The organism is Aquibacillus salsiterrae, from assembly GCF_028416595.1.
Lineage (GTDB): Bacteria > Bacillota > Bacilli > Bacillales > Amphibacillaceae > Aquibacillus_A > Aquibacillus_A salsiterrae.
In genome coordinates this window covers 26,866-43,671 of record NZ_JAMQKC010000024.1, presented here as the reverse complement: position 1 = coordinate 43,671, position 16,806 = coordinate 26,866, and the positions used below count along the sequence as shown (strand labels likewise).

Genomic DNA, 16,806 nt, shown 5'->3' with positions numbered 1-16,806 from the left:
GCACAGCATTTTGTCCATTGGTACAACCAGATTCATTTGCATAGTGGGCTGAATTTTGTAACGCCTGTACAGTGTCATACGGGAGAACACGTAGCCATATTGGAAAAGCGAAAAGACGTATACGAAGAAGCTAAGGTAAAGCATCCAGAGCGTTGGGCACGAGATACAAGAAATTGGACACCGAATGAACAAGTAGCGCTTAATCCAATGCGAGATGAGGGGCAAACCAAAGCATTGAGGAAACCATAATATCCCCCATTTTCCTGGTGGTTTGAATCGAAAGCACGTTTTTCCTTTCGATTCAAACCACCAGGTCAGCAAGCGCAGCGCGGTAGCTTTGACTGAACTCGGGGATTCATCAAATCTATCAAAATACTAAAGTAATTAAATGCGACAACTATATTGACAAACACCGTTTCAAAATATAGTTAAAAGAAAACCCAGCCTTTCTGTTATGACTGGATTTTTTCTCAAAATTATTAATTTTCGTATCATGTTTACCTGTTTTCTCACTTAAATAATCAACATCATGCAAGATATTGTCAACCTTCTTAGATATTAAATGCAATGTACCTTTAACATCATCCTGCTGACTTTTCTTTATACTATCAAGTCTTTTTAATACTTCTTTGAACTGCAAGTCAACTTTATCAAATCGTTCTAAGATGATTCTAAGCAACTGGTCATTATCCATTAAATCACCTCTTTAAATAATTCTTATATATGTTGTTTCAATAGATCCGCAATACTAATTTTGGAGTAATTCTAATTTCCCTAAATCAATGATAAACTGTCCATTCATTAATATATCAAGTCCTATTAGGCCATGGATTCCCCAGTCATCTAAATTTCCAAAGTCTAACTTCATATCTGGAATTTCGTGATTGCCTAGCTTTATAAAATCAACTGGTTTACGGAAAGAATACTCCTCACCGCCAATTCCATAAGAGCTTACAAGAGGATCTCCATTCTCAAAGTATATGCCTATCTCATCAACAATATCAGATGAAATAAGAGTATGAGCTGCACCTGTATCAATAACAAGCTTATCTATTGTTTTCTTTTTTCCTCTATATGAAATCGTCATTTCAACTTCTAGTAAATGGTTCACAAAATCTAACTTCATAATCTCATACCTCTTAAACCTATTGCTTTTCTAAGCTCAATTACGATTTTTTCATCCCCTGTATGATAAACAATGGTATCACCCTTAGATTTAAGTAACTCTTTAGTAGCTAATTTAGGATCTTCAATAACATTAATTAACGCAACGTCAGTTACAATTTTCTTATCACCTTCTAGGTAAAAGTCAATGATGTTAAGTTTAACATATTGATTTGGGTACATTCTTCTAACCTCTGACCATTTCATAAATATACACCGCCCCTTTTACTCTTCACCATTATTATATCACCGTTTTGTACAACTATCACGTCTTATAGCGAAGATTGTTTTTGTGCTAATGCACCCGTTACTTTAAGTACATTATTTCACAAAGTTAACCCGTTAGATACGGTTTGCTACCAACACACGATGTACACGCGTTGTTGATCAGCACATCAAGCTTCCCATATCGGTCGCTAACTTCCTTTACACCTTTTTGGTTATTTTGTTCACTATATATTATTAGTAACAATTGATAGTTTATAGAGCTGCTAACAATTCCAACATGGCCAGAGTTGACTTGAAGATCGGTGGACAGACAAAATGGACGTTCTACTTCGGGGGAAGTTACCCTGCTATATACACGATTGATAACGTAAGTCGTGGTAAAGGGAAACAAGAGATTGAACTGGTTGTTACATCAGATGATGGAAATTGGGACGCTTCGGTTGATTATTTAGAGATTAATTATTTTTAAGTTAAGAAGAGGACATTACTTTATGTAATGTCCTCCTAACGGGTTTGAAACCTGTAATTAGTTATTCTCGTATTTCTTTAAGTCTTTTAGTTCTAATTTTAAGTTATTATCTTTTAATTTGACAATTTTATTTCCTTCAATTGTATATTGCGCTTGAATTGGATTTAACAAACTAGCAGGACTGTCTTCGTAGGATTCTAAAAATAATACTACCTTTTTGTTTTCTTTTAAATAAGCGCCTTCTTCTGGGATTAAGATAGCGTTTTCAGTTTCTCCGCCGATTTGTTTAACCTCAATGATTTCCTGTTTTTCTACTTCTCCTTTATAAACCTTAGTGACCTCTACTTTTGAAATTGTATAGATACGTTCAATCTGTTGTACTTCACCAGGTGCGTTCTCTTCTGTCGGATTCTCGGGCTCTTTAGTCATATCTAAAACTTCTACACGAGAGCCAAGAACTTTACCTTCAATTACTAAATCGGCTTTCTCCGCCAATTCGTCTACATCTGAATAGCTTTTGTAAAATCCACCAACAGTACCTGTTAATTTTTCATTACTAGTTTCTTCTATTACTTGCTGTTCATTTGAACATCCGACTGTTAACGTAATTAAAAAAATGAGAATGATTAGTGTTTTAAAATGTCTCAATGTAAGCCTCCTAGCTTGGTGGGAATTTGGTATTTACGTTATTGATATCAAATTGAAAGGGTTTATAGTTTACATTAAAATTATTATCATAATGCATTATTGAAGAGGTTGAAGATGGATTATCTGCTAACCATAGGGCATGTCCTAATTCGTGAGTCATAGCAGACTGAATGAAATTTTGAATATTAGTTGCATCATTAGATATTGTTCGAGAGTTAAGTTCTATCTCAAAATCTTTATCAGTGTGTGTCCAATTGTAGTAGTAACCATATGCTGCGTAAGAAAACTGTTGTGCAACCACAGTATTTGGCGAGCTACTACTTGTTCCAATTCTCACAAGAGTTGGAGTGTTATTCCATTCTACAATCCCTCTATCCATCGGTGGTTCCCAAGTGTCATTATAGTTAAAATTCCTTAATGAAAAATTAGGAGTGGGATACCCTCCTGATCCTTTAAAATCACCTGGAACTGCTGCTGATACAGGGGCCGCAATTGTTATTGCTAATCCAATGACCATACATTTAATACCAATTGCTTTTTTAAAAAGTTTTCTCATTGTAACCTCCTAATAGATTTAGCCATTTTATTCAAATAAATACAATATGATTACTTAAATTACAAAAAATATAAAAAGGTTATTATATAATGTGACAATGATAAGAATATTGTATTAATTAGATACATGATTATCTGTTATGTCCTGCAATAATTCCACTTTGCTTTTTATCCGTATCTGCTTACGTCATGGACGCTTGCTCTCATTAAAGACGCATTTCCATACTTTTCTTTAATCCTATCCATGACCATGTCAAGTTGTTGTTTTTGTAGGAATTACTTTGTCTTGAAACAAACTTAATTGCCGTTTAGATGCTGTGGAAGTGTGTTGGACAGTCCCACCATCACTTGTCTGACTAAATTGGAAGGTTCATTAAAACGTTTAAATTCGGTACCAGGTACTACACGTGGACAACTGTCCATCAATAGTACCTGGTACCGTTTCCCGAAAGAAAATCTCTTTAAGAAACGCTATCGCTTTTTCATTAAAGCGATTATCTAGTGCCTGTTTGGAAAGAGATGTGTTAGATTGATGAGAAAGTGTGCCACATAGTTCTTGTAAACTGTCATCACTTACGGAATCTTCTAAAAGTGAACAAAGCACAAGAAAATCTTCAGGCTTTAACTTGCCTTTACGTTGAACAAATTTTGTTTCTCTAGCCAATACACGTAGCGCTGACTTGGATATCGTAGAATAAATAGCTTGTGCAAATGGAAGAATGTCTTCACGCATATTCATGAAAAATCACCCTTTCTTGGTGAATTCACCTGAAGGATAACAAACAATTCCTCGTTTTTTAAATTCTGTGCTTAGCTTGACGGCTATGTTTCCTGTCCCCATGTCCCTGTTCATTGAATCAAGTTTATATGACCTTAACGAATCTGTTCAACTAAGTGTAACCTATCCAAACAATGTAAAAGAAATTATTTTTCAAGTGAGTAACCAATTTCTAAAAGGAAGGAAATCCTATATCAAAATGAATCAAGTCGTTGTGTCAGGAATAAAGAATATTAGTTTCATTTAAAAATGAGTGTATTTGAGAGGACATTGAAAATCCAATGTCCTCTTTGCTGTACAAGGAAATGCCAACAGTCATGGTATAATAAAGTAAATTATTGGAACATAAATGCCTTTTTTTATAGATTTTCAACCTCATAATAATAGGAGGAATGTAAGTGGGTGATAAAACAAAGATTCTCATTTATCAAATTGAAGAAAGTAACACGAAAATAGATGTACGATTTGAAAATGAAACGGTTTGGATGACACAAAAGGCTATTGCAGATCTTTATCAGAAAGGGGTTAATACTGTTAATGAGCATATAAAAAGTGTTCTTAAATTTATGGATCAAAAAGAATGTTCAAAGTATTTTACTGTGAAGAAAGAGGAAGGTTCCAGAAAAATTAAAAGGAACATTATTCACTACAATCTTGATGTTGTATTTAATATTGCATTAAGAGGGCAACATTTTGAGCAGTTTAATAGATTCATTATGTTTGCAAAAGAAAATGGAATTAACAAAGACTTTTTAACGGTTGTACCTATTAAAGAGAGAGAATTCGGTGAATTATTAATGAAATCTTTAGAAGGTATCGTGGAAGTAATACCTCAATATAGAATAGATAAATACATTGTTGATTTTTATTTACCAGATTTAAGTTTAGTAGTTGAATATGATGAAAAACATCTTAAAAAGGCAATTGAAAGAGGATCAAGAGCGACAGATATTTATTAAGAGAGAACTAAAAGTTAATTTTATTAGAGTAAGAGAAGATTTTAAGTTAGAGGGACTAAATCACATTTTTAAACATCTTTTAAAATGCACTAAGGTTTAAAAAAAGTATACGAGGGAGTGAAATGATAGTGAATAATGAAACAAATATTTTGATTTATCAAACAGAAGAAGGCAACACAAAAATAGATGTAAGGTTAGAAAATGAAACTGTATGGATGACACAAAAGGCAATAGCAGAGCTATATCAAACATCACCGCAAAATATCACGTTACACATAAAAAATATTTACGAAGAGGGCGAATTAAAAGAAGAAGCAACTTGTAAGTATTACTTACAAGTTCAAGATGAAGGTAGTAGACAGGTTAAACGTAAAGCAAAGCATTATAATCTTGAAATGATTATCGCCATCGGATACCGAGTTCGATCGCATCGTGGTACACAATTTCGTCAGTGGGCGACAGAACGCTTAAATGAATATCTGGTAAAAGGCTTTACAATGGATGATGACCGTCTAAAAGAAATGCGGAACTTTGGACAAGATTATTTCGATGAATTACTTGAACGTATTCGAGATATTCGTGCTTCGGAAAGAAGATTTTATCTAAAGATTACGGATATATATGCTACCGCAGTTGATTATGACCCGAAAGCAGAACAGTCACAGGAATTCTTTGCAACTGTACAAAATAAATTGCACTTTGCTATACATGGGAACACAGCGTCAGAGTTAATTGCAAGTCGAGCAGACGCTACGAAGGAGAACATGGGCTTAACGTCATGGAAAGGTGATAAAGTACGTAGGCAAGATGTAAGAGTTGCTAAAAACTACTTAACAGAAAAAGAAATGAAACAACTAAATCGTATTGTAACGATGTACCTTGATTATGCAGAAGACCAAGCAGAGCGGAATCAACCAATGTATATGGAAGATTGGGTTGACAAGCTAAATGCATTCCTTCAATTCAATGGTCGTGACATACTTGAAAATGCAGGAAAGGTTTCGAAAGAAGTAGCAGAAAAATTAGCTGTAGAAGAGTATGAAAAGTTTAATCAGAATCGCATAGAAAAACGTGATAGTGGTGATTTTGAAGACTTTATAAAGAAAAATGAGTTGAAATAATACCGAGATAGGGGGTACTACAATTGGAAAATCTATTTAGAGATTTTATCTATATGGATACAGAGCGACTTAAATCAATAGTTGCTCAACTTAATCAAGGTTTAATAGAAGGGACTTCCAAAACGGTTACTGATACCGATGGAGGTAAAATAAACGCAGGAGTAGATTTTTTAAAGATATTGAAAGCGGGTACTGAAAGTTCATTCCTGTTACAAAATCAAGCAACTGAAAGTCATACTATGCATGATTATTTGTACAATTTAGCAGAATCTTCTTTAAAAGAAAAAAACTTTTAACTAATGTTCCAGAAGATTTTAATGCAAAAGATCTTTCTAATCCAACTTTGGAAAGAAGTGCATTAAGTTCTACATCATTTGTATTAGTAAAAGGTGAAACCATAATTAACGATTTTACTTATATGAAGAGGTTTTTAGATAACCTCGATAACATATTAAAATCAATAATTACATGTCCCCCTCTGTCAAGACACAAAAATCAATTTTTTAAGATAAACTCTCCTTCCTGTAAATTAGGCTTCTAATGATGTCTTTTGGGTGTTTTACTTTGGCCATGTCCACCACCCTTGACCAGTTTGTGTCCGTGGTAAGTTTTTATACGGGGGATGGGTGAAAAAATGCCTTTTTGGGCACCATCCGCGTAAACAGCGTACCACGGTCAATCACTTGCTAAGTTCCACTGTCCCCTTCCAGTGATCACTAAGAAGTGGCACATAGTCAAGGGCAAGCAGCACGCTGTGGTTCTGTCTTTTATTTACCAAGGTGTATGTTGGCCGGGGTGCTGTAACCCAATGCTTGATGCGGTCAATCCCAATTATAATTACGGATGTAGTCGTTTGTCATTTGCTTTAATTCTGGCACTGTTTCAGGGTAGAGTAGATAGAGTCTTTCCCACTTGTAAGAGCGGAAAAAACGCTCTGTTCTAGCATTATCCTTCGCTCGCCCCTTTCCATCCATGCTAATGTTGATAGACTCAAACCCTTTAATGCAATCTATATAGTCGTTAGATGTAAATTGGCTACCTTGGTCACTATTTATGATTTCAGGCTTTCCATACTCCTTTACAGCTTGCTTCATTGTCCGAATAATAAAATCTGTTTTCATGACATTGCTTAATGACCATCCCACTATAAAACGAGAGTACCAATCAATGATAGCCACAAGATACATATAACCTGATGGTGTACCACAATACGTAATATCAATTCCCCAAACCTGATTTCGAATTCGGTACTAGGTACTACACGTGGACAACTGTCCATCAATAGTGCCTAGTACCGTTTCCAAAATGTCTTATTACTTTTACGTAATTGGAAAGTTACAGATGCCATTATCAGGGATAAATTTACTGAAGAAACCGAAGAACAAATTGGCCAAATGAGATACAGTCAATCCATCCGGTGTATTTAAAACGAATTATCCGTGCTTTCTTGGAACAAATTAATTAAAAGTATAAAAAAGAAATTTAAAAGGGTTAAAAATCAATAAAAAAGTATAAAATTATTTTAAAATGGTTTAAAATGTATTAAAACAGATATTAGAGGTAATTGGAATAATACAAGGAGTGATAAAAATGAGTAAACTATTGGCTGAACAAGTCTTTAAACCAGCATCATTTCCTCAATATACCTATATTTCAAGGAAGTCAAAAGATTTAAATATTGACTTTGAATTGAGATTACAACAAGCGTTAAAAATATCCGGATGTTTAACATCCATAGTAGGACCGTCTAAAATGGGGAAAACAGTATTGTGTGAAAAGGTAATAGATCTTGAAAATTTAATTGAAGTCTCTGGCGTAGATTTTAATAATAAAAATGAATTCTGGAGTATAGTTGGTGCAAAAGCTGGACTACCAGTGAGTGGATTATTTTCAGAAGTAGATAAATATGAAGGTACTAATTCACAAAAGGAATTAAACAGAACCGAAAAATACCTCCTTAATAAAGATAAAGTTATTAATTATTTTAAGGATAATGGTCTTGTATTAGTTTTAGATGATTTTCATTATGCAGAAGAGGAAATCCAATTACACATTGCACAACAGTTAAAAGATGCAATAAGAAAAGAGTTTAAAGCAATCGTAATATCTTTACCTCATAGAGCGGATGATGCAATAAGAAAAAATGCAGATTTAACTGGAAGATTGAATTTAATTAATATGGAGCCATGGCAAATCGAGGAATTAGAAGAAATCGCAAAAAGAGGTTTTAATCAACTTGGTGTGAAAATAAACGCTGAGTTAGCGAGAAAAATAGCGATTGAAAGCTTAACTTCACCACAACTAATGCAGTATATATGTTTAAGTATAAGTACTTTAATGGATTTAGATAATATACAAATTGAAGAAATATCGGAAGAGGTTTTGGAAAATGCTTATAAATTTACAACTGTAAATTTTGAGTATAAAGATGTCGTAAAGGTATTAAAAGAGGGACCGAATACTAGAGGAAAACAAAGGAAAATATTTATTACAAGTAAAGGTAAATCTCTTGATATTTATGGTCTAATAGTAGAGTCTATTGCAGACAATCCACCATTAATGGGCCTTACTATAGATGAATTAAAATATAGAATTGATAACATTATTACTGATTCTGATAAAAAGCCAGATAAAAAAACAATTAGAGAGTCCTTAAATAAATTACAAGCAATTCTTAATGAAAAAGAAAATATTTATAGAGTTTTTGAATGGAAAGATAATACTGTCCATATCTTAGATCCATTATTCTTATTCTTCCTAAGATGGGGAACACATTAAAAGGGGAAGTCATTATGAGTAAAAAGTTTAGTGAAGAGGAAATCACCGAATTTATTGAGAATTTAACAAGTTCAAATGATACTAATCAAATAAAGATCCATATAAAAGATATACAAAAAAAGTTGGAGTCAATAGATGACCCTTCTCTATTAGCAGAATATAAAAAAGATACAGTATATCAAGAAAATGCTTTTTCGGCTAGTGCTACAGACAAAAGGTATGTGTCAAGTTTTTCTCGATGTAGTTTTAATACCAATACTTCTGGCACTCTATTTTTGTACACTTTTTTGTCCTACCGCGCTGCGCTTGCTAGCCGGTAAGAAGTTGTCACGTTCTAAAAAACAAGAACCTGACAACTTCTTACCGGTATTAACGAAAACTTTTCAACAGCTGTCCTCGAGCACTTGAATGGGCAACATATAAGCTTATTGATCCTTGCCTTGCTCCAATAGTTGGACGAGTAGGCTGACGTAAGATTTGAGCCATACGCACAGTTTGTTTCACTTGACGTTGCTTCCTTTCACTTCTCTTTTGATGCTTCAAATACACGTCGCGTAATGTCCCATTTAAAATCCCCTGGATAATCTTTACCATACCTTCTCCGCCATCTTTACTCCAATGCATTCCTCTTTTTTTCATGCGGAAAGAAACGTGTCGTTGATTCGACTCCATCGCACCTAAACTACGCGCATCTTCCGGAGGATTCTCCACCTTTTCTCTCCAATCAAAAATACGTTCCCAGTTATGCTCGATATACTTGCGAAATACCTCTAGTTTTTCTTTACCTTTTTCTTCTTCAAGAATGCTTTCATAGGTATCCATCCAAAGCTTGAAATCAGCTTTATTATGTTCTTTTAACGCCTTTTTCACACCAGCTTTAAACTCATTACTCCCACCCCCAAATGCACGATTTAAAGCTTGTGAAACGTGGTAGAGATCTAGTTGATTTAAAACTGGGTATTTAGATTGGGAGAACGCTTCTTGAAACTTCTCTGCGGTATATCCAGCACCCCCGTCACTATTACTTACGATTTGGGTATCTTCTAGTGAATATTGATGGGCAGTAAAGGCTTGAACCTCCTTCCAAAATTCAACTGTAGGTTGTGTAGTCATAATGACTTTAGGCTTCCTTAAAGACACACGTTTGCCACTTTTATCCCATCCTTCATGCACAACCGCGTGGCGAACCTCTAAGCTATTTTTCCTCTTTGTTCCCCTAACGAATACACCATCTGCCTCTGCATACAGAAAGTCTACTTTTTTTCCCTCCGGAAGGAAGTCTGCTTCATCTAGCTCAACCACCATTTCCTTATCAGCTTCAGCCTGGGCTTTTCCTACACGTTTCACAATACTCCCAACGGTTGTGTGACTGATGTTTACTGCTGTCCATTCTTTTAAGACCCTTGCAGTTTCACGATAGTCTGTTTCACTGGCCATTTCTGCCACCTTAACCTCAACTAACGCACTATGCCGTTGATGCTTTCGTAGTCCCAACCACTCATCAAATGGATGCCTACAATCGCCACTTTTATCTCTCATTGAAGTATGACGGAACGTCACACCCCCAAAAGTAAACTGAACTGTTTTATCATCATCCCTTATAACTGTCCAACCTTCGGCTTGCTTTTGTTCCTTAATTACTTGATCTAACTGAGTGAATACGTCCCCCAAAAGGGAAGAAAACACATCATGCATATACATTTTTACATTTTCTTCTAGGTCAATTAAGCTATTTGTGCTATTTATTATTTGGTATAGTTTTGATATAATTTTTTCCATGAGAAGGCCTCTTTCTATAAATGTACTAGCCGGTCAAAGCATACATTTATAATAGAGTGCCTTTTCTTTTTTGACTAGAAAATAGCTTTATTTACCCTCGAGAAATATTTTACACATAGAGACAAAAGTATTAGATTTGTAAAAGAAAATGCAATTGATTTTCTAAAGGCTCTAAGAGACAGACCTGAAAATTTTACAGATGATGATTTTATGACTGAGAAAATTGCAGTGAACATTATAAACAGAATATTAATGAATTTTTATTCGCATATCGAAGAAATGTATGAGTCTAAAGTTCATGGTAAGGCAGGAATAACAAAAGAAAAATTAGATGAAATTAGAATTGGAAACGAATATGATGTACAACGAATCCTTTATTCTATTATAAAGCCGATTATTCCGGAAGCGAGATTAGAAGTCGTTGATGATGCAGGGAGTGGTAGTGTAAGGAGGGACATGGGGACAGGAAAGGTGTCCCGCTTTTTTTGAATGAAATATGAAAGTGATTTTTTTTTGAAAATATATGAAGATATCCGCAGTAAAAGATCATTAGTATTGAAATTGTAATCAAACAAACCATCTGACTGCCAACCAATCTTTTTAACTTCACATGAGTCCCCACATTCATCTGCTACAATTCACTACTAGTAATCCCTAATATCATAAGAACACTTCTGACTTAGCTATGGTGACAATAAGGCAGCTATCAAGAATGACGGATATATCAAAAAAGTGTCATTAATCGTGTTCGCTGATTCAGGTTCGATTGTGACAATGATCTGTCCAAGGCCACTGAAAACCACATACTAGAAAAAAGTCTCTTAATTGATGGGGTTTATTTTGATGGCATATTTCCCAAAACAGTACTTGATAAAATAAACAAAATACAGGTTAGGCCTACTTGCAAGCCTTATTAATAGTAGAATAGAACCACATCTACCTATTTCGCTCATAAAAAAGGGACACGTTTCCTGTCCCCATGTCCCTATCCCTGCTGTTTCTATTTAATTGCCTTACTCACTTTTAACTTCTTTCCTTTGATTGTCGCATTTTCCATGGCTTGGATAACTAAAGAACCCTTTCCATTTAGAATATCAACATATGACATTTGATCATGGATGGTTATAATGCCGATATCATCTGCTGTGACTCCAGGTATCTTTGCAATTGTTCCAACAAAGTCAACAGCTCTAATTTTCTTCTTTTTGCCACCGTTGAAATGGAGCTTCATTATATCCTGATTGATTCGCGCTGTTTTATTATTTCTTACAATTCGTCTACTATTAAGTTTTTCTTCAAAAGCAGCTTTTCCATTAGCCACTTCCTGTTGGCTAGGAGCTTCGATGGTAGGTACCTCAAAGCCGATGTATCTTTCAATTGCTTTCATGAACTTCTCTTCATAAGGTGTCGCAAACGTAATAGCCTTTCCTTTATTTCCGGCACGGCCGGTTCTTCCAGTACGGTGCACATAGCTCTCTTTTTCCATTGGAACGTCATAGTTGATGACAAGGGTCACATTATCAATATCAATACCTCGAGCAGCAACATCCGTGGCTACCAGATAGCGGAAGTTCCCCATTTTGAATCCTTCCATAACAGTAAACCGGTCTTCTTGTTCTAGTCCCCCGTGGAGTCTCTCACAAGAATATCCAGCTTTGGTCAGTTCGCTATACACCGTATCCACGTTTTCTTTTGTTCGGCAAAAGATGAGGCAACTGTCTGGATTTTCGACTACTGTGACGTCTTGAAGGAGAGAAATTTTATTATCTTCTTTCACTTCCACTATAAAATGTTCAATAGTGTCGGATGTTACCCCAGTTGATTCAATCTCAATATGCTTAGGATCCTTCATATATTTATGGCAAAGACTTTCCACATCTTTAGGCAAGGTAGCAGAAAAAACCATGGTTACTCGGGTTAAAGGCAGCTCTTTAATGATCGCTTCCACTTCATCGATGAAACCTCTATTAAGCATCTCATCGGCTTCGTCTATGATAAGAAACTTTATTTGATCCAAAACTAGGGTTTCTCGATCAATGTGATCCATCACTCGTCCAGGCGTACCAACGATTACATGCGTTTTTTGTTTTAATTCTTCCTTTTGTTTCGAAAAAGGTTCTTTTCCATAGACGGCAACTGCTTTAATACGTTTAAACCTTCCGATATTCGTAATATCTTCGCGAACTTGAACCGCAAGCTCCCTAGTTGGCGTAAGAATTAACACCTGTGGATTTTTTTCCTCCCATTCAATCCTATCGCATACTGGAATACCAAAGGAGGCAGTCTTTCCACTTCCTGTTTGGGCTTTTACGATAAGATCTTGATTTTCCAATGCTAAAGGAATGACTTTACTTTGAACTTCTGTTGGCGTTTCGTATTTTAACAAAGCTATTGCTCTCTTTATTTTTTCACTTACCTGATAATCCGCAAAACTTGTTTTATTCATTTTTCAACCTCATTTTTTGATTTTTCATCCTATGTATAGAATTCTCTCCAAATAGTATTATATGCATGATCTGAATAGGCTCTATTATACTTGAAAATGCTGGACATATCGGCTTTAAATTTAAATTTTAAAAATAAAAATCTATATTAATTCGAAAATAATTAAAAATCTATATTAATTCGAAAATAATGTTGAAACGAACAAGAAGTCTCGCACATTGCAGGTGTCATAAAAAAGGGACACGGTTCCTGTCCTCATTACCCCTCCCATCCAATTGTGCTTCTATTTTCTTTTCAAAAAGGGTAGATTAGCATTTCAGCCTGTTCAAGTAGCCATTGTTCCCGCTCATCTTTGGATTTACGCCCACGTTTTTTCGGTTCCGTTTTGGACTTTTTTTCTTTTGGCGGTTCTTCGTCACGAGCTTCAAAATGGGTGGCGTCAATCGCGACATTGTCATCAATAATAAAGCCTTCTGCGATAGCTTGAAGCACTATTTTTTCCTGTTCTTCCTCTAAAACCTTGGATTCACTGGATTTCGCTGCATAATTTAGTTCCACAGGTGTATCAAGTCGGGATTTCTTATTCACTTCATGGAAAATTCTATCCAAATATATCGTAGAAATAACCGATTCATATCGTTGGGTAGGTTCCATCTCGTATAATTCTTGGATGCCAAATAAACTTTCTTGTCGTGTAATGGTCATAGGGAGCAGTCCTCCAGTCTTTTTATGGTTGTATAGTCCACTACCATTTATGGAAATTCAGGTGGACATTGCTGGGCTGAATTTTTTGTTGTTTGGGAGCTTTTTGAACAACCTCTACTATTAAGTTTTTCTTCAAAAGCAGCTTTTCCATTAGCCACTTCCAATTTTAATTTGTTAGAGTCAGTCGGTCGCGGTAAAGGAAGGTATTATACTTTATCGAGAAAGGCATATGAATTGTTAAAGGAAAATATGAAGTATGAACGCCAACAAATCTTAGATAAAGAGGCAGTTAAAATCAGAGTATTATCTATTCTTAAAGAACGGACTTTAACTAATAAAGAAATAAGACAATAAACAGGAATGAATAGTAAACAAGTACAACGTCTAATAAAGGAACTAGAACCCGATGGAGTAGAGGTAAGTGGAAGAGGCGCTGGAACAAAGTATGTATATAATCCTCCAAAATAAGGACAAAAATGGAGACAAAATAAGGACAAAATAAAACTAGAAGAGGATTGACCTATCCTTATTTATTTACCCTATCCAACGTTACGGTCGACCCTACGATATATAAAAAAGCCAAGTGGGAGGAACACAATCCCTAAGGAGAGGTTCCTCTCTACTCGACCGAGTCATCATTATTTAGCAGGGCTTTGTTTGAATTTCTTAAATGAAAAGAAAGTATAAAAAGATCCAACATCTGTCTAGCTTCGGGCGCCTACCCCCTCGAGGTCTTAAGCAGAAAACCTTTGTGTCAAAGAGCGACACATAGATTTTTTGCTTAAGCTTGTCGGGGGTGGGCAAGGCGCCCTGCGCTTTTCTTAAATGCTAGGTAAAAGAATGTTCCGTTTAATATAGTTAGTACAACGAGCCCGATGAATATGTTGCTATAAATGGTTTGGTGGCCATCGGCGAGTGTAAATGGATTTAATGCTACACCGGTTTTTTGATCTAAAATTTTACCGATGATTGCGCTGCCGAAGGCTCCAGACATAAAGTTGAATAGGTTGTAAATCCCCATTCCTACACCAATCTCATTACGCGGTAAAACCGTTGAAATTAAGTTTGCGGTAGATGTCTGGATAAATGGAAAGGCAATATAACTGATAATAATAACAATACTTATCACCCAAGCTGCACTTCCAGTAAAGGTCGATAAGAGAGTGAATCCAAGCACCATCAATGAGAAGGCAATATAGACCACCTGTTTGCTGCCGTTTTTTTCAGTCATTGCACCCGCCAATCTGCCAACAAATGCTGCTGCCATTGCACCAGGAAACAATGTTAGGCCAATCCATAACGTGTTTAATCCATTTACTTCCGCAAGCATGAGAGGCATCATAAACATCATGCCAAACAACGTCATAATGGCTAGAAACCCCGAAACAATTGTAGTTCGGTATGGGGCATTTCGAAATAAAGCTGGATGGATAAACGGATTTTGACTGTTAAATATCCGCCAAATAAACAAAATAAAAAAGGCAATACTGATTAAGATGTACCACAAAGCAAATGTTGTAATATAGAGCATTAATGTAGCTACTCCGATTGCAATAAACAATGCTCCTAAGATATCGACCTTACCTTCCTTTTTTTCTTCAGCAGGCATCCATAATCGGAAAAATGGTATGGTGATTAATACAAACGCAGAGATTAAAAATAAAAATTGCCAATTTAATGCTCCTGCTACAATGCCGCCAATGACCGGGCCAATTCCAGATGCAAAGGCCATCGTACTAGAAACGATACCAAGAACTTTACCCCGTTCTTCCGGGAAATACCGAGTCGGTACAATAAATACTAGGGCAACGATGGAGGATGCTCCTGCCGCCTGAACCATCCGCGCGATAACGATCATAATAAAACTAGGTGCGAAAAACCCGATAATTGATCCTACAGCAAATAGGATTAGACCAATAGTAAGCAGGGTTTTCAAAGGATAAATGTCTGCTAGCTTACCATACATTAAAGCCCCGACAGCATACAATATAATATAGCCCGTAACAACCCAACTCACCTGGGATGGCAACAGGGCAAACGATTTTGCAATATCAGGTATGGCAATCATAAACATCGTTCCATTCATTACCGAAAATAATAAGACGGAACAAATCAGGAAAATTATTTTCTTTTTTTCCGATTTTGTCAGATCATAATCTGCAGTTAGTTGTTTTGTTATTGTAGTCACTTTTATGATCTCCTCCTTATTATTATCATCTTCCAAAAGTTACTTTAATATCATAATTTTATTTCCTTAAGAAATCCACCGAAGTGCTTTAGAGAAACCTGTAGAAGATTTACGACATAGCTGATACAAATGTTTGGCAATACTGGTCTTTTCATGAACTTGCAAAGTTAGCTTTTTCAAGCGATTTACTAGAATTGGTAATGATTCGGGTGGTTCCATTGTAAAATACAATAGACTAATACCCGATATTGTACCAAAGTCAGAAAAAGAACCACGTTTTAAAATTGCACAAAGGGAAATGTTGCCCTTTGTGCAATTTTGTGTTACAAATAAACGTATGCAAAATAAATGAGGTGGGAAGATGTCAGAAGATAGTCTAAGACTTAAAAAGAAAAATGCTACACGGCAAGCACTTGCTGAAGCTGCTTTTGAGTTGGCTATGGAGCGTGGTATTGATGACCTTGTCGTAGAGGATATTGTGAATGAAGCAGGCTATTCAAGGAGAACATTTGCTAATCATTTTTCCTGTAAGGAAGAAGCAATAGCTAGTGCACTTACCATGAGTGATTTTCATCGTCATTCATCCTTCTCGTTAGAAGGTCTTACTCCATTAGGTACGATTGAATTATATATCAAGCGTAGTTTTACTATTGATAAACTGAAGAGACTTCACGAATTAATTACACTATCTAGAAATCATCCAACACTCAGTTTATTTGTGATAGGTGTTTTAAAAGAAATACAGGACTTTGCTAGACAAGGAATCAGTGAAGAATTTGGTAGTGAATATCCGAATGAGTACTACCACCTGTTAATTGGTGCTGTATTTGGCGCTTTAATGCCAGTACTAGATGGAAGTATCGATGTGGAGCTTCCTGTAGGGGGATTACAGGATCAAAATGGCAGTGAATTTGATGAGTACATGAAAACTGTATTCTCAACATTGAGGGAAGGCTTCAAGTAAATTCAAACGAAGTAGGAGTGCAAAC

The 16,806-nt window shown here is 35.7% G+C and carries 16 protein-coding genes and 4 pseudogenes; 9 read left to right on the top strand and 11 right to left on the bottom strand.

Going from position 1 to position 16,806, the window contains the following annotated elements:
* Positions 1 to 249 (top strand): annotated as a pseudogene (locus NC799_RS15805) (hypothetical protein); the annotation flags it as partial.
* 148 nt (positions 250 to 397) lie between these two features.
* On the opposite strand, the gene NC799_RS15800 reads toward NC799_RS15805, so the two are convergent.
* From NC799_RS15800 to NC799_RS15790, 3 genes are read right to left on the bottom strand one after another with little or no spacing between them, the layout of a single operon-like run.
* Positions 398 to 694 (bottom strand): hypothetical protein, encoded by a 297-nt coding sequence (locus NC799_RS15800; protein WP_272447407.1) that lies wholly within the window; start codon positions 692 to 694, stop codon positions 398 to 400.
* A 54-nt stretch (positions 695 to 748) separates the two neighbouring features.
* Positions 749 to 1,126: a retropepsin-like aspartic protease gene (locus NC799_RS15795; RefSeq protein WP_272447406.1), complete on the bottom strand. Its 378-nt coding sequence runs from the start codon at positions 1,124 to 1,126 to the stop codon at positions 749 to 751.
* Positions 1,123 to 1,371, bottom strand: coding sequence for a hypothetical protein (locus NC799_RS15790; protein WP_272447405.1), 249 nt, complete (start codon positions 1,369 to 1,371; stop codon positions 1,123 to 1,125). The genes NC799_RS15795 and NC799_RS15790 overlap by 4 nt, the downstream gene beginning before the upstream one ends.
* 280 nt (positions 1,372 to 1,651) lie before the next feature.
* On the opposite strand from NC799_RS15790, the pseudogene NC799_RS15785 reads away from it, so the two are divergent.
* Positions 1,652 to 1,861: pseudogene (locus NC799_RS15785) on the top strand (carbohydrate-binding protein); the annotation flags it as partial.
* 57 nt (positions 1,862 to 1,918) lie between these two features.
* Here the strand turns inward: NC799_RS15785 and NC799_RS15780 are convergent.
* From NC799_RS15780 to NC799_RS15770, 3 genes are all read right to left on the bottom strand, one after another.
* Positions 1,919 to 2,509 carry a hypothetical protein gene (locus NC799_RS15780; protein ID WP_272447404.1) on the bottom strand — a complete coding sequence of 197 codons (591 nt, stop codon included), beginning with the start codon at positions 2,507 to 2,509 and terminating at the stop codon, positions 1,919 to 1,921.
* 10 nt (positions 2,510 to 2,519) lie between these two features.
* Positions 2,520 to 3,065 (bottom strand): zinc metalloprotease, encoded by a 546-nt coding sequence (locus NC799_RS15775; protein WP_272447403.1) that lies wholly within the window; start codon positions 3,063 to 3,065, stop codon positions 2,520 to 2,522.
* Between the two features lie 381 nt (positions 3,066 to 3,446).
* On the bottom strand, positions 3,447 to 3,803 hold the full coding sequence (locus NC799_RS15770) for a hypothetical protein (RefSeq protein WP_272447402.1): 357 nt from the start codon (positions 3,801 to 3,803) through the stop codon (positions 3,447 to 3,449).
* A gap of 437 nt (positions 3,804 to 4,240) precedes the next feature.
* Between NC799_RS15770 and NC799_RS15765 the strand changes: the two genes are divergently transcribed.
* The 3 genes from NC799_RS15765 (at position 4,241) to NC799_RS15755 (ending at position 6,218) form a co-directional block, all read left to right on the top strand.
* Positions 4,241 to 4,801, top strand: a complete 561-nt coding sequence (locus tag NC799_RS15765; RefSeq protein ID WP_272447401.1) for a hypothetical protein — start codon at positions 4,241 to 4,243, stop codon at positions 4,799 to 4,801.
* Between the two features lie 128 nt (positions 4,802 to 4,929).
* Entirely contained in the window at positions 4,930 to 5,922 is a 993-nt protein-coding gene (locus NC799_RS15760; protein ID WP_272447408.1) for a virulence RhuM family protein, read from the top strand.
* 23 nt (positions 5,923 to 5,945) lie between these two features.
* Positions 5,946 to 6,218 (top strand): DUF6414 family protein, encoded by a 273-nt coding sequence (locus NC799_RS15755; protein ID WP_272447400.1) that lies wholly within the window; start codon positions 5,946 to 5,948, stop codon positions 6,216 to 6,218.
* A gap of 528 nt (positions 6,219 to 6,746) precedes the next feature.
* Here the strand turns inward: NC799_RS15755 and NC799_RS15750 are convergent.
* Positions 6,747 to 7,160, bottom strand: a pseudogene (locus tag NC799_RS15750) (transposase); the annotation flags it as partial.
* Positions 7,161 to 7,512: 352 nt separating this feature from the next.
* Between NC799_RS15750 and NC799_RS15745 the strand changes: the two are divergent.
* Positions 7,513 to 8,700, top strand: coding sequence for an ATP-binding protein (locus NC799_RS15745; RefSeq protein ID WP_272447399.1), 1,188 nt, complete (start codon positions 7,513 to 7,515; stop codon positions 8,698 to 8,700).
* A gap of 14 nt (positions 8,701 to 8,714) precedes the next feature.
* Positions 8,715 to 9,020, top strand: a complete 306-nt coding sequence (locus NC799_RS15740; RefSeq protein WP_272447398.1) for a hypothetical protein — start codon at positions 8,715 to 8,717, stop codon at positions 9,018 to 9,020.
* A 49-nt stretch (positions 9,021 to 9,069) separates the two neighbouring features.
* Here NC799_RS15740 and NC799_RS15735 read toward each other — a convergent pair whose 3' ends face one another.
* Positions 9,070 to 10,479, bottom strand: coding sequence for an ISLre2 family transposase (locus NC799_RS15735; protein WP_272447397.1), 1,410 nt, complete (start codon positions 10,477 to 10,479; stop codon positions 9,070 to 9,072).
* Positions 10,480 to 10,689: 210 nt separating this feature from the next.
* On the opposite strand from NC799_RS15735, the gene NC799_RS15730 reads away from it, so the two are divergent.
* Positions 10,690 to 10,968: a PD-(D/E)XK nuclease domain-containing protein gene (locus tag NC799_RS15730; RefSeq protein ID WP_272447396.1), complete on the top strand. Its 279-nt coding sequence runs from the start codon at positions 10,690 to 10,692 to the stop codon at positions 10,966 to 10,968.
* A gap of 511 nt (positions 10,969 to 11,479) precedes the next feature.
* Here NC799_RS15730 and NC799_RS15725 read toward each other — a convergent pair.
* From NC799_RS15725 to NC799_RS15715, 3 genes and pseudogenes are all read right to left on the bottom strand, one after another.
* Positions 11,480 to 12,925, bottom strand: coding sequence for a DEAD/DEAH box helicase (locus NC799_RS15725; protein ID WP_272447395.1), 1,446 nt, complete (start codon positions 12,923 to 12,925; stop codon positions 11,480 to 11,482).
* A gap of 235 nt (positions 12,926 to 13,160) precedes the next feature.
* Positions 13,161 to 13,629, bottom strand: a pseudogene (locus NC799_RS15720) (IS5/IS1182 family transposase); the annotation flags it as partial.
* A gap of 781 nt (positions 13,630 to 14,410) precedes the next feature.
* Positions 14,411 to 15,817 carry an MFS transporter gene (locus tag NC799_RS15715; RefSeq protein ID WP_272447394.1) on the bottom strand — a complete coding sequence of 469 codons (1,407 nt, stop codon included), beginning with the start codon at positions 15,815 to 15,817 and terminating at the stop codon, positions 14,411 to 14,413.
* Between the two features lie 361 nt (positions 15,818 to 16,178).
* Here NC799_RS15715 and NC799_RS15710 point away from each other — a divergent pair, with 361 nt between their 5' ends.
* Positions 16,179 to 16,781: a TetR/AcrR family transcriptional regulator gene (locus NC799_RS15710; protein WP_272447393.1), complete on the top strand. Its 603-nt coding sequence runs from the start codon at positions 16,179 to 16,181 to the stop codon at positions 16,779 to 16,781.
* The last annotated feature ends 25 nt before the right edge of the window (positions 16,782 to 16,806 follow it).